The sequence below is a fragment of the Microbacterium sp. A20 genome (assembly GCF_004794515.1).
GTDB lineage: Bacteria > Actinomycetota > Actinomycetes > Actinomycetales > Microbacteriaceae > Microbacterium.
In genome coordinates, this window is the sequence record NZ_SSDF01000036.1 from 1 (window position 1) to 12,317 (window position 12,317).

The 12,317-nt window shown below is 68.0% G+C and carries 11 protein-coding genes and 1 pseudogene; 8 read left to right on the forward strand and 4 right to left on the reverse strand.

The window, feature by feature from the left end; translation table 11 throughout:
* The 4 genes and pseudogenes from DW298_RS01680 to DW298_RS01695 all read left to right on the forward strand — a co-directional run.
* A pseudogene (locus DW298_RS01680) lies at positions 1-147 on the forward strand (ferredoxin); the annotation flags it as partial.
* Positions 144-1,502 (forward strand): FAD-dependent oxidoreductase, encoded by a 1,359-nt coding sequence (locus tag DW298_RS01685; protein ID WP_136040784.1) that lies wholly within the window; start codon positions 144-146, stop codon positions 1,500-1,502. The pseudogene DW298_RS01680 and the gene DW298_RS01685, both read left to right, overlap by 4 nt.
* A 39-nt stretch (positions 1,503-1,541) precedes the next feature.
* A complete protein-coding gene (locus DW298_RS01690; protein WP_136040785.1) occupies positions 1,542-1,979 on the forward strand; it encodes a flavin reductase family protein in 438 nt (145 codons plus the stop codon).
* Between the two features lie 22 nt (positions 1,980-2,001).
* Positions 2,002-2,631: a superoxide dismutase gene (locus tag DW298_RS01695; protein ID WP_136040786.1), complete on the forward strand. Its 630-nt coding sequence runs from the start codon at positions 2,002-2,004 to the stop codon at positions 2,629-2,631.
* A gap of 125 nt (positions 2,632-2,756) precedes the next feature.
* On the opposite strand, the gene DW298_RS01700 is transcribed toward DW298_RS01695, so the two are convergent.
* A complete protein-coding gene (locus DW298_RS01700; protein ID WP_136040787.1) occupies positions 2,757-3,764 on the reverse strand; it encodes a LacI family DNA-binding transcriptional regulator in 1,008 nt (335 codons plus the stop codon).
* 87 nt (positions 3,765-3,851) lie between these two features.
* On the reverse strand, positions 3,852-5,522 hold the full coding sequence (locus DW298_RS01705) for a glycoside hydrolase family 13 protein (RefSeq protein ID WP_136040788.1): 1,671 nt from the start codon (positions 5,520-5,522) through the stop codon (positions 3,852-3,854).
* A 117-nt stretch (positions 5,523-5,639) separates the two neighbouring features.
* On the opposite strand from DW298_RS01705, the gene DW298_RS01710 reads away from it, so the two are divergent.
* Positions 5,640-6,068: a DUF1761 domain-containing protein gene (locus DW298_RS01710; protein ID WP_136040789.1), complete on the forward strand. Its 429-nt coding sequence runs from the start codon at positions 5,640-5,642 to the stop codon at positions 6,066-6,068.
* Positions 6,069-6,114: 46 nt separating this feature from the next.
* Here the strand turns inward: DW298_RS01710 and DW298_RS01715 are convergent, their stop codons facing one another.
* Both DW298_RS01715 and DW298_RS01720 read right to left on the reverse strand, forming a co-directional pair.
* The gene (locus DW298_RS01715; protein WP_136040790.1) at positions 6,115-7,011 is read right to left on the reverse strand and encodes an SDR family oxidoreductase; all 897 of its coding nucleotides are present in this window, start codon (positions 7,009-7,011) and stop codon (positions 6,115-6,117) included.
* Positions 7,012-7,134: 123 nt separating this feature from the next.
* Positions 7,135-8,823 carry a beta-N-acetylhexosaminidase gene (locus DW298_RS01720; RefSeq protein WP_342670880.1) on the reverse strand — a complete coding sequence of 563 codons (1,689 nt, stop codon included), beginning with the start codon at positions 8,821-8,823 and terminating at the stop codon, positions 7,135-7,137.
* A 208-nt stretch (positions 8,824-9,031) separates the two neighbouring features.
* Between DW298_RS01720 and DW298_RS01725 the strand changes: the two genes are divergently transcribed.
* The 3 genes from DW298_RS01725 (at position 9,032) to DW298_RS01735 (ending at position 12,298) form a co-directional block, all read left to right on the forward strand.
* Positions 9,032-10,354, forward strand: a complete 1,323-nt coding sequence (locus DW298_RS01725) for an extracellular solute-binding protein (protein ID WP_136040791.1) — start codon at positions 9,032-9,034, stop codon at positions 10,352-10,354.
* Between the two features lie 106 nt (positions 10,355-10,460).
* Positions 10,461-11,435: a sugar ABC transporter permease gene (locus DW298_RS01730; protein ID WP_205820212.1), complete on the forward strand. Its 975-nt coding sequence runs from the start codon at positions 10,461-10,463 to the stop codon at positions 11,433-11,435.
* Positions 11,432-12,298, forward strand: a complete 867-nt coding sequence (locus DW298_RS01735) for a carbohydrate ABC transporter permease (RefSeq protein WP_205820214.1) — start codon at positions 11,432-11,434, stop codon at positions 12,296-12,298. The genes DW298_RS01730 and DW298_RS01735 overlap by 4 nt, the downstream gene beginning before the upstream one ends.
* Positions 12,299-12,317: the final 19 nt, after the last annotated feature.

The window sequence follows — 12,317 nt, forward strand, 5'->3', positions numbered from 1 at the left end:
CTGCCCGACGAGTGGCAGGACTACTACAAGGCCAACGTCGAATTCTTCGATGAGCTCGGCTCGCCCGGCGGCGCCGCCAAGACGGGGATGCTGCCCTTCGATCACCCGATCATCGCCGCGCTCGCACCCCAGGGGGAACACGCATGACCGTGACCGAACCGCGCATCGCCATCGTCGGAGCAGGGCCGGCCGGAATCTACGCCGCCGACATCCTCCTCGGGCTCGCCCCGACCGCGTCGATCGATCTGTTCGAGAAGCTTCCGGCTCCCTACGGGCTGGTCCGTTACGGCGTCGCCCCGGACCATCCGCGCATCCGCAAGATCACCGATGCCCTGCACGACGTGCTCGTGAACCCGCGCATCCGGCTGCTGTGCAACGTCGAGATCGGCGTCGACGTCGGGATCGACGCACTGCGTGCGGCTTATGACGGTGTGATCGTGGCGACCGGCGCCGACCTCGACGTCGCACTCGACATCCCGGGCATCGATCTGCCGGGCTCGTTCGGCGCGGCCGCGTTCGTCGCCTGGTACGACGGGCATCCCGATGTCGCGCGCACCTGGCCGCTCGAGGCCGAGTCGGTCGCGGTGCTCGGTGCGGGCAACGTCGCCCTCGACGTCACGCGGATCCTCGCGAAGCACGCCTCCGCACTGACGCACACCGACACCCCGGATGCCGTGCTCGACCAGCTCACCGCCAGCCCGTTGCGCGACGTGCACCTGTTCGCCCGGCGCGGCCCCGCTGATGTGCGCTTCTCGGCGATGGAGCTGCGTGAGCTCGCCGAACAGGACGACGTCGACGTGATCGTCGACCCGGAGGAGCTCGCCCTGGATGAGCACGCCGAGCGGATGGTGGCGCAGTTCTCGCAGCGCCGCATCATCGTGCGCACCATGACCGAGTGGGCCGCGCGCGACCCCGCCACGCGCACGGCCTCGCGGCGCATCCACCTGCACCTGCGGCAGCGCCCCGTGCGCCTGCTGGGCACGGACCGCGTGACCGGCATCGAGATGGAGCGCACCGCATCCGACGAACTGGGCCGGATGGTCGGCACCGGCGAGCTGCTGCGCTACGACGTCGGAGCGGTCTACCGGGCGGTGGGCTACCGCTCGACCCCGGTTCCCGGCATGCCGTTCGACGCAGAGCTCGGAGTGGTCCCGCACGCCGAAGGACGGGTCGTGGATGCGGAGGGCGCGCCGATCCCGCGGCTGTACGCCACCGGCTGGATCAAGCGCGGTCCGGTCGGGCTCATCGGCTCGACCAAGTCGGATGCCGCGCAGACCGTTCGGCACCTCGTCGACGATCTCGCCGACGCCGAGCCGGCCGCACCCGGCGAGGACCCGCTCGCCCACGTGGACCACGCCGTCGACCTCGCCGGCTGGCTGCGCATCGACGCCGCCGAACGTGGGGCCGGAGCGGAACGCGGACGGGAGCGCACCAAGATCGTCGAACGCGCGGAGATGCTCGTGCACGCGAAACAGGAACAGATGACGGAGGCCGGCCGATGACCGCGATACCAGTACCCACCCCGCACGCACCCCGCCGGAGTGGCGATCATCACGGCATCCACCCCCGCGGGCCCGGTCGGGCTCACCGCTTCGAGTGTCGCGTCCGTCGCGGTCGACCCGGCGGCGATCGTGTTCTCGGTCACTCGGGCGACCGGCTCAGCGGGCGCGATCCTCGGCGCCGACACCTTCGTCGTCCACCTCATCGACGACGAGCATTCCGATCTCGCGCAGAGCTTCGCGGTCAGCGGCTCCGAGCGGTTCACCCCCGAGCAGGGATGGTCGGCCCTGGAGACGGGCGAGCCGCACCTCGCTTCGGCGCGGGCAGCCCTGCGCTGCCGCACCCTGCAGACCGTGGCCGTCGGCTCGTCGACGGTCGTGATCGCAGAGGTCCTCGAGGTGTTGGCGGGGCCGCAGGGGCGTCCGCTCGTGTACCTCGACCGCCGCTTCCACTCCCTCCCGCACGACACCGACCACTGACCCTCATCGAAAGGAAGACGCCATGTCCACTCTCTACACACTCCCCGAGCTGCCCTACGACTACTCGGCCCTCGAGCCGCACATCTCCGGCAAGATCATGGAGCTGCACCACTCCAAGCACCACCAGGCGTACGTGACGGGTGCGAACACGGCACTCGAGCAGCTGGCGACCGCCCGCAGCGCGGGTGACCTCGCCAACGTGAACAAGCTCGAGAAGGACCTCGCCTTCAACCTCGGCGGCCACATCAACCACTCGGTGTTCTGGCAGAACCTCTCGCCCGAGGGTGGCGGCGCTCCCGAGGGTGAGCTCGAGGCCGCGCTCGTCGACGCGTTCGGATCGATCGAAGCCTTCCGCGCGCACTTCACCGCGACCGCACTCGGTGTGCAGGGGTCAGGCTGGGCCGTGCTCGCCTGGGACAGCGTGGGCGCTCGTCCCGTGATCTTCCAGCTGTTCGACCAGCAGGGCAACGCGCCGCTCGGTGTCACCCCGCTGCTGCAGCTCGACGTCTGGGAGCACGCCTACTACCTCGACTACCTCAACGTGCGCGCCGACTACGTCAAGGCGTTCTGGAACCTCGTGAACTGGCCCGACGTGCAGCGCCGCTTCGAGGCCGCCCGCACCGCGACCGCGGGTCTGATCGTCGCGGGCTGAGCCTCCCGTACTCTGCTCGACCCGGCCTCATTGGTGCGACCCGGCCCGTTCCGGACGTCCGCAGGGGGCCCGGTCGCACATAACGGGCCGGGTCGAGTTCGGTGGGTCGAGTTCGATGGGTCGAGCTAGATCAGGCGCGCGGTCGTCCCGCGCACGTTCAGCTCGTACGGCAGCGCCGACGGGATGTGCACCTCGTCGGGCGTGGTGAGCTTCGCCAGCACGGCATCCGCCGCGCGCTCGCCCTGTCCGAGCGGGAACTGGTCGACCGTGGTCAGGCGGAAGAACTCCCCGAGCTCGTGCCCGTCGATGCCGACGATCGACAGCTCCTCGGGCACGCTGAAGCCCAGGTCGCGCGCGGCGAGCAGGGCTCCGATCGCCATCTCGTCCGATGCCGCGAACACCGCGGTCGGTCGTGGACCCGGTCGTCCGAGCAGCTGTTTCGCCGCGCGATAACCGCCTTCGACCGTGAAGTCGGCCGGCTCGAGGAAGGCGTGGTTGAGGGGGATCCCGGCCTCCGCCAGGGCCTTCTCGAACCCGAGGCGGCGGTTGGTGGGGATGTGGAAGTCGATGTCGAACTCGGGGTTCGCGCCGATGTGGGCGATGTCGGTGTGGCCGAGGCCGATCAGGTGCTCGGTGGCGAGCTGGGCGACCGCGACGTCGTCGACCGTGAGGGTGTCGAGCTTCGGGTTCGGGCCGCCGATCGCGATCACCGGCAGGCCGAGGTCGAGCAGGTGCTGCGTCTCGTCGGCGTCGAGTTCGATCGACACGGCGATGACGGCATCCACGCGCTGCCGCCGCAGGAACGTGTCGAACACGTGCCGGCGCACGTCCTTGTCGGCGGTGATGTTGTAGAGCGTGATGTCGTAGCCGGCGCGCATCAGCGCGGCCGAGACACCGGAGAGCACCGTGCTGAAGAACCACCGGTCCAAGAACGGGACGACGACCCCGATGTTGCGGGTGCGCCCCGACGCGAGGCTCGACGCGCGGGAGGAGACGACGTAGCCGAGCGACTGCGCCGCGGCCTGCACCCGCTCCCTGGCGGACTCGGACACGTGGCCGCGACCGCTGAGGGCGCGCGAGACGGTCGCGGTGGAGACCCCGGCGAGGCGGGCGACCTCATCGATGCTGGCCATGTGTTCCTCTTCGAAAAGTGTTCCGGTCGCGATTTCTGTCGCTTCACGCGGGTGTGAGCGGCAGAAATCGCGACCGGAAGGGGCTTGTCAGACCTGGGCGGCGGTGGTGTACCAGACGGCGGTGTCGACCGGGATGGCCGCTCCGTCGAAGGGCTGGCTCTGCAGGATGACCGTCGCGTCGGCGGGCAGCTCGATCGGCTCGGTGCCGAGGTTCGCGACCACGTGCACATCACCGCGGCGGAAGGCCACCGTCTCGGCCCCGGCGTCTTCCCAGATCAGCGAGCCGCTGCCGAAGCCGTGCTCACGGCGGGCGGCGAGCAGTCGCTTGTACAGCGCGAGCGTCGAGCCGGGGTCGACCTCTTCGACGTCGCGGGCGTACGTCGCCCACTCGGTCGGCTGCGGGAGCCAGGACTTTCCGGTCTCGTTGAAGCCGAAGGCCGGAGCCTCGGCCTCCCAGGGCAGCGGCACGCGGCATCCGTCGCGTCCGTAGCGCTTGCCCTCGGTGCGGAACCAGGTCGGGTCCTGACGGAACTCGTCGGGGATCTCCATCGCCTCGGGGAGCCCGAGCTCCTCGCCCTGGTAAAGGTAGGCCGAGCCCGGCAGGGCGAGCATGAGGGTGGTCGCCGCGCGGGCACGGGCCAGTCCGATGACGATGTCGGGCTTGTTCGGGGTGTTCGGTCCGATGCCCTCGCCCTGGGGGTTGTCGGCCGTGAGCGCGAGGCGCGAGGCGTGCCGCACGACGTCGTGGTTCGAGAGCACCCAGGTGCTGGGCGCTCCGACGCCGCCGAACTCGTCGAGCGACTCGCGGATGACGTCACCCAGTCGCTGTGCGTCCCACGGCGTCATCAGGTACGGGAAGTTGAAGGTCTGGTGCATCTCGTCCGGACGCACCCACAGAGCCGTCTGCTTGAGGGTCGGCATCCAGGCCTCGCCGCACAGGGCGCGGTCGCCGTCGTATTCGGCGAGCACCTTGTGCCAGTCGCGGTAGATCTCGTGCACGCCGTCCTGGCCCCAGTACGGCACGTTCGACTCGCCGCCGCCCATGGAGTCGGAGTCGGTGGGAGGCGTGTAGTCGGGGAGGCCCTCGGTCTTGATCATGCCGTGGGCGACGTCCACCCGGAAGCCGTCGACACCGCGATCGAGCCAGAAGCGCAGGATCGAGCGGAACTCCTCCTGCACCTCTTCGTTGTTCCAGTCGAAGTCGGGCTGCGTGGCATCGAAGATGTGCAGGTACCACTGGCCGGGGGTGCCGTCGGCCTCGGTCACGCGCTGCCACATGCCGCCGCCGAACACCGACTCCCAGTTGTTCGGGGGGAGCTCGCCGTTCTCGCCTCGGCCGTCGCGGAAGATGTACCGCGCGCGCTCCGGGCTGCCCGGTGCTGCCTTGAGGGCTTCCTGGAACCAGACATGCTGGTCGGACGAGTGGTTCGGGACCAGGTCGACGATCACGCGGATGTCGCGCTCGTGTGCCTGCGCGAGCATCTCGTCGAAGTCGGCGAGGGTGCCGAACAGCGGGTCGACGTCGCGGTAGTCCGCCACGTCGTAGCCGGCATCGCGCTGCGGGCTGGTCATGAAGGGGCTGAGCCAGATCGCGTCGACGCCGAGTTCCTGCAGCGCGTCGAGGCGGCTGGTGATGCCCGGGAGGTCGCCGATGCCGTCGCCGGAGGCATCCGCGAAAGAACGGGGGTAGATCTGGTAGATGACGGCGCTGCGCCACCACTCGGAACCGGGGGCTGCGATCTGCTCAAGCTGTGCCATGCGAACAGGCTACTGCAAACGCTTACAGTCTTGCCAGAGCGGGCATCGAATCGGTTCGATCCCGGGCGGGCGTCCATCGGGGGAGTAGCCTGACGGCATCCGATGAGTGGAGGAATCATGGTTCCCGAGATCAACTACTGGGCGGTGCTGCTGGCCACCGCGTCGAGCATGCTCGTCGGCTCGATCTGGTACGCCCCGAAGGTGTTCGGCACACGGTGGTCGAAGCTCGCGAACGTCGACATGGATCGTCCGGCCGCCACGGCGATGTGGCCGATCATCACCACCGTCATCGTGAGCTTCATCACGGCCTGGGTGCTCGCCGGGGCATCCGCCATCGCCTGGCACTTCTACGGCGGTCCGTTCTTCTGGGGCACCATCGTCACGGCGGTCACGCTGTGGGCGGGGTTCACCGCCGCGCGCTTCATCACGCACGACGCTTTCGAGGGCCGCTCGACGAGGCTGACGACCCTGAACATCGCGCACGAACTGGTCACGGTCGTGGTGATGGCCGTGCTGATCGGCGTCTGGCCGCCGGCACTGGGTTAGGTCGTACGGGGTCGTCGGCGGGGAGCCCGTCGACGACCCCGTCTGCTCACGGCGTGGGCATGCCGCCGTTGACGTTCAGCGTCTCACCGGCCACGTAGCTCGACTCGGCCGACGCCAGGAAGACGTAGGCGGGGGCGAGTTCGGCGGGCTGTCCCATCCGGCCGAGCGGGGTGTCTTCGCCGAAGCTGTCGAGCTTCTCCTGCGGCTGTCCGTCGCTGGGCTGCAGGGGGGTCCAGATCGGACCGGGCGCCACGGCGTTCACGCGGATGCCCTTCGGGGCGAGCTGCTCGGCCAGTCCCTTCGTGAAGGCGTTGATGGTCGCTTTGGTCGAGGCGTAGTCGACGAGGATGCCGGAGGGCGAGTACGCCTGGATCGACGTGGTGTTGATGATCGTCGAGCCGGCGGGCAGGTGCGGCAGCGCCGCCTTCGTGATCCAGAACATCGCGTACACGTTGGTCTTGAACGTGTCGTCGAACTGCTCGTCCGTGATGTCGATCAGCGACTCCTGATACACCTGCTTCCCGCCGTTGTTGACGAGGATGTCGAGCCCGCCGAGCGAGGCCACCGCGTCGGCGACGAGGGTCCGGCAGTACTCGGGGTCGCGGAGATCTCCCGGCAGAGCGGCGACCTTCACGCCGGCGTCGCGCAGGATGCCGGCGATGCGGCTCGCATCCTTCTCCTCCTCGGGCAGGTACGAGATCGCGACGTCGGCACCCTCTCGGGCGAACGCGATCGCGGTGGCCGCGCCGATGCCGGAGTCGCCGCCGGTGATCAGAGCCTTGCGTCCGGTCAGGCGTCCGGTGCCGCGGTAGCTCTCCTCGCCGAGGTCGGCCTTTGGAGCCAGGTCGGCGTCGAGACCGGGCTCCGGCATGTGCTGCTTCTCGGGTTCGATGTCCGCATAGAGCTCGGCGGGGTTGGTGAAGGTGTACTGGTCGCGGGGCATGAGGCGTCCTTTCGACAGTGGCTGCGGATGGGGCCATCGTGCGCGCGGTCAGGGGGCGCAGGCAAAACCCTTGTCAGCCTCCGCCCCCTTTGATACGGGTGAGCAGCCCGGCGTCGCTCGACGTCAGCCGATGTTCGCCGTGATGGCCGCGAGGTGGGCGGCGGACTCCTCGACCGACGACGGGCGCCCCTCGACGCCGGGTCGCTGCTGCCACGGGCGCGGGCCGTCCGGATGCCGGTACTCCACGCCCGCCGCATCCAGTCGGGCGAGATGCTCGATGAGCCGCGGCTCGAATTCATCGAAGTCGCGTTCGCCGTCGGTCCACAGCGCCTCGGCGACAGCGCAGAGCCGAGGGAAGGCCCGGTAGTCGAGACCGCGTGCCGAGTCGATGTGCTCGGTCCACAGGTTCGCCTGGCCGCCGAGCACGTGACGGGCTTCTGCGGCATCGAGCTCTGCGGGCACCGGATCGAACGAGTAGACGGTCTCGAGCGTGGTCACCGTGCCCACCGGGATCGGCTCCGTCGGCAGCGCCGATTCGCGGTAATCCAGGTACACCGTGTCTTCGGGGCATGCCACGACATCGTGCCCGGCGCGCGCAGCCGCCAGTGCGCCGACCCGCCCCCGCCACGACAGCACGCTCGCCCCGGGAACGAGGCCGCCCTCGAGGATCTCGTCCCATCCCAGCGGTTTCTTCCCCCGAGAGCGCAGGTGCTCTGCGATCCGGCCGATGAACCAGCTCTGCAGCTGCTCCTCGTCGTGCAGGCCGAGCTCCCGCATCCGCTCCTGCGTGCGCGGGTCTTCGCGCCACTGCACCTTCGGGCACTCGTCGCCTCCGATGCAGACGTACTCCGAGGGGAACAGATCGATGACCTCGTCGAGCACGTTCGTGAGGAAGTCGATCGTCGTCTCCTCCGCGTTGAAGACGGCGGGGTTGATGCCCCACTTCGTCCACGGCGCGGCCGGCGCGTTCTGCCCGACGCCCAGGTGCGGATAGGCGGCGACCGCGGCCTGCGCGTGCCCCGGCAGCTCGATCTCCGGAATCACGGTCACCCCGCGATCCGCCGCGTAGGAGACGATCTCGCGGATGTCGTCCTGCGTGTAGAACCCGCCGTGCGGCCGACCGTCGCCGGGAGAGCCGTGGGTGGCGCCGACCTGGCTCTCCGGGCGCCAGCCGCCGATCTCGGTCAGCAGGGGGTAGCGGTCGATCGCGATGCGCCAGCCCTGGTCGTCGGTCAGGTGCAGGTGCAGCGTGTTGAGACGGTGCATGGCGAGCAGGTCGATGAAGCGCCGCACCTCGCGGGCCGGAGTGAAGTGGCGGACGACATCGAGCATGGCCCCACGCCAACCGAATCTCGGTGCGTCGCGCACGTGCGTCGCCGGCGCCGCCCAGCGCATGCCGCGTGCGGGGGAGTGTCGATGGATCGCCGGCGGGAAAAGTTGCAGCAGGGTCTGCATGGCCCAGTGACCCCCGCGTGCCTCGGATGCGGAGACGCGCACGGTCGCCGGGGTGACCTGCAGATCGAATGCCTCCGGCTCGAGCTCCGTGTCGAGGTCGAACCGGATTCCCCGGCCCTGGTCGCGCGAGCCGTCGTCGTCGACCGTGAGCGGCAGGACGAGGCCGGTCGCGGCGCGCAGCCGTTCCTGCAGACGCAGCGCCGGCTGCAGCAGCGCGGGATGCGTCGACACCGTCGTCTGGGACGTGAGTTCGAACTCCCCCTCCGTCGAATTCCGGCTCTGAGCTCGGGGAAGGAGAGTCGGCGAGGGCATGTGTGCTGAATGCATGGGAGGCAATCCTGAATTCGTTGGTTTCATGGCCTAATAGTTAGTAAATAAAGTGACCTAATTGCAGAACGCTAATCACGGTCGATTTGGAAACAACACCGTCATCGCGCAGAAATATAACAGTTCCACATCTCGCAAGGAAATGATTGACAAGGGATATGAAACAGAGGTGTACTAACGTTCACCGCCACACACATCGACGTGTCAATTGCGGTTCCCATTCACCAAGGAGAGTTCTGTGGCAATCAAGAAGTTGACAGCGATCGGCGCACTCGGCGTCGTGACCGCTCTCGCGCTCAGCGCATGTTCCGGTTCCGCCGGTGCCGGTCAAGGAGCCGCACCCACCGACGGCAAGGTCCCCGAGGTCGACGGCAAGGGACAGAAGCTCACCGTCTGGGTCATGGACGGCGACTACACCCCCGAGACCCTCGACGCGATCAACGCGAAGTTCACCGAGGTCACCGGGGCCGAGGTGAATCTCCAGGTGCAGACCTGGGACGGGATCACCACGAAGATCACGACCGCGCTCGCCACCGACACGCCTCCGGACGTTCTCGACGTGGGCAACACGCAGGTCGCCAGCTACGGCGCCAACGGCGGTCTGCTCGACCTCACCCCCTACAAGGACGACCTCGCTCAGGGGCAGACGTGGCTCGATGGACTCGTCGACCCTGCGACGATCAGCGGCAGCCTGTACGGCGTTCCGGGCTTCGCGGGCGCTCGTGCCGTCATCTACAACAAGACCATGTGGGCCGAAGCCGGCGTGACCGAGGCGCCGACCACCTACGAGGAGTTCACCGTGGCGCTCGACAAGGTCAAGGCCGCCAACGCCCAGACCCCGGACTTCTCTGCGTTCTACCTGCCGGGGCAGTACTGGTACGCGGGACTGCAGTTCGTCTGGGACGCGGGCGGCGACATCGCCAGCGAGAAGGACGGCGAGTGGACCTCGGGGTTCAGCACCGACGAGTCCCTCGAAGGGCTCGAGGCGTTCCAGTCCTTCCAGAACGAGTACTCCTCCGCAGCGTCCTCGACGCTCGACACCTTGGAGCCGAACCAGAGCCAGATCTTCGCCGACGGCAAGACCTCCGCGATCCTCAACACCAACACCGGCGCCATCCTCAAGATCGACCCGGAGCTCGAAGACGACCTCGGCACGTTCCCCTTCCCCGGACTCTCCGGTGAGGCGCAGCCCGTCATGCTCGGCGGCTCGGACTGGGCGATCCCGGTGAAGTCGAAGAACAGCGATCTCGCGCTGAACTGGGTCAAGATCGCCGCCAGCCCCGAGATCCAGCAGGATTACGTGTTCGGGGTCGACGGCTGGATCCCCAACAGCACCGAGGGCATCGAGTTCGCCCAGGAATCCCTGGACGACGTGAAGGTCAGCTTCTTCACCGCCGCGCTCAGCTCGAAGGCCACGCCGGCGAACGCCAACTGGACGACGATCGAGAGCAACAAGGACGTCAACGGCCTGTTCTCGTCGATCGCCTCCGGTTCGAAGTCCGTCGAGGACGCCGCCGCCGACTTCGACGCCGCCGCCGACAAGGCGCTCAACACGAAGTAGCGCGGCCGGTGCCGTGCGATCGCCCCCGATCGGTCGCACGGCACCCCGCATCCGGCGGGCGACCGCGCCCCGACGTCGTCATCCCGATCCCACGAAAGGCGAGCCCTTGGTCGACACCGCTGTTGCCGCACCTCCGCCCCCGCAGACCGTCGCTCCCCGCCCCTCCGGGCCGTCCGAACGGAAAGGACAGCGCCGATCGACCGCGCCCCTGTGGCTGCTGACGCCCGCGGGCCTGATGATCGTGTTCGTCACCCTGCTCCCGATCGGGTTCCTGGTCTTCACGTCGTTCACCGACTACAACCAGCGGACCCTCTTCACCGGAGCCTTCTCGTTCGTCGGACTCGACCAGTACGCGGCCGTGCTCTCCGATCAGGAGTTCTGGTGGTCGCTCCTGCGGACCGTCCTCTTCACGGCCGCTCTGGTCGGCGGCAGTGTCGTCATCGGTGCGGGCATGTCCCATCTGATGACGCGACTGCCCTCGTCGCTGCGCTACCTCACGACGGTCGTCCTGATCCTCGCCTGGGCGATGCCGAACGTCGCCTCCTCGATCGTCTGGTCCTGGCTGTTCCAGCCGCAGTACGGCGTCATCAACTGGATGCTGACGCAGACCGGCCTCTTCGGAGACATGACCAGCGTCGACTGGGCGTCGGATCCCACGCTCGCCTGGGTGTGCATCTGGCTCCTCGTCGTGTGGCAGGCCGTGCCGTTCATCGCCCTCACCCTCTACGCCGCCGAGACGCAGGTGCCGCCGGAGCTCAAAGAGGCTGCGCGTCTGGACGGAGCATCCGAATGGAACATCTACCGGGTCGTCGTGCTCCCCTCGATCGCGCCGACGATGCTGCTGGTGACGATGCTCTCGATCATCTGGGACTTCAACGTGTTCAACCAGATCTGGCTCATCTCCGAAGGCGGTCCGGACGGGGCGACATCGACACTGGGCGTCTTCACCTACACCACCGCCTTCTCGGGCAACCTGCAGATCGGGGCGGGATCGGCCATCGCGGTCGCGTCGACGCTCATCCTCGTGGCGCTCAGCGCCCTGTACATCCGCAACCTCGTGCGTTCGGGAGAAGACCTGTGACCATCACCACCCACCGGACGCGTCGCCGCCGCCGGCGCCTGCCCTGGATCAGCAGCACCATCGCGATCCTCTTCTGCATCGTGTGGGCGTTCCCCGTCTACTGGATGGTCAACACGGCGTTCAAGCCGCGGTCCGAGATGCTCAGCAGCACCCCGCACTTCCTGCCGGAGTCGCCGACGCTCGACAACTTCTTCACGGCGATCGGCAAGGGGCAGTTCCTCGTCTACCTCCAGAACTCGGTGATCGTGGTCGCCGGCGCGGTGATCTTCTCGATCGTGCTGGGACTGTTCGCGGCCGCGGCCCTCTCCCGCTTCCGGTTCCGGGGGCGGCGGCCGATTCTCGTGCTCATCCTCATCATCCAGATGCTGCCGGCGACCGCACTGCTCATCCCGCAATTCCTCATCTTCAATTCGATTGGGCTGCTCGGGACGTACTGGGGGCTGATATTCGCCTATGTGGCGGGTGTGCTGCCCTTCTCCATCTGGGTCATGCGCGGATTCTTCCTCGCGATCCCGATCGAACTCGACGAAGCCGCGCGTATCGACGGCGCATCGACCTGGCAGGTGCTCACGAAGGTGCTGTTCCCGCTCGTGATGCCCGGCATCATCTCCAGCAGCGTGTTCGCGTTCATCGCCGCCTGGAACGACTACATCGTCGCCTTCACGTTCATGAAGGACCAGGCGAATTACACGCTGCCGGTCTGGCTGAATTCCTTCACGGTCTCGGTGGGCGGCGAGATGGGCACCGACTACGGCGGGCAGATGGCCGCGGCCACGCTGTTCGCGCTGCCGGTCGTCGTGTTCTTCATGATCATCCAGAGGAACCTCGTGACCGGCATGTCGGCCGGCGCGGTCAAGGGCTGACAACGTGCACCTCAACGGA

Coding starts and splice junctions, on each gene's coding strand:
- DW298_RS01695 (WP_136040786.1), top strand. CDS start 2,002: ATGTCCACTCTCTACACACTCCCCGAGCTGCCCTACGACTACTCGGCC.
- DW298_RS01705 (WP_136040788.1), bottom strand. CDS start 5,522: ATGGCACAGCTTGAGCAGATCGCAGCCCCCGGTTCCGAGTGGTGGCGC.
- DW298_RS01710 (WP_136040789.1), top strand. CDS start 5,640: ATGGTTCCCGAGATCAACTACTGGGCGGTGCTGCTGGCCACCGCGTCG.
- DW298_RS01685 (WP_136040784.1), top strand. CDS start 144: ATGACCGTGACCGAACCGCGCATCGCCATCGTCGGAGCAGGGCCGGCC.
- DW298_RS01700 (WP_136040787.1), bottom strand. CDS start 3,764: ATGGCCAGCATCGATGAGGTCGCCCGCCTCGCCGGGGTCTCCACCGCG.
- DW298_RS01715 (WP_136040790.1), bottom strand. CDS start 7,011: ATGCCCCGCGACCAGTACACCTTCACCAACCCCGCCGAGCTCTATGCG.
- DW298_RS01720 (WP_342670880.1), bottom strand. CDS start 8,823: ATGAAACCAACGAATTCAGGATTGCCTCCCATGCATTCAGCACACATG.